The sequence below is a fragment of the Polaribacter sp. 2305UL8-11 genome (assembly GCF_058147165.1).
In genome coordinates this window covers 1-242 of record NZ_JBYVJW010000088.1, presented here as the reverse complement: position 1 = coordinate 242, position 242 = coordinate 1, and the positions used below count along the sequence as shown (strand labels likewise).

The window sequence follows — 242 nt, the reverse complement described above, 5'->3', positions numbered from 1 at the left end:
CTATTCCAACCTCCATTTCATCGGTAATATTTTGTGCATTTGACGTTCTTGGGTTGTCTGAAGTAAGTATGGCTTGATTACTTAATTGCGAAGCAATATGTGCCATTTTTGGTCGTTTGGTTTTATCTCTATCTCCTCCACAACCTACAACTGTAATTATTTTTTCGTTACCAGTTCTAATATCATTAATGTTTTCTAAAACATCTTTTAAAGCATCTTGTATACATCCATACCCCCCCCCC

Annotated in this window: 1 protein-coding gene; it reads right to left on the bottom strand. The window is 36.0% G+C overall.

All coding sequences use genetic code 11. From position 1 onward, the window contains the following. On the bottom strand, positions 1-242 hold a 242-nt coding region (locus ACY2RW_RS16300), incomplete at both ends, for a glutamate ligase domain-containing protein (RefSeq protein WP_490123782.1).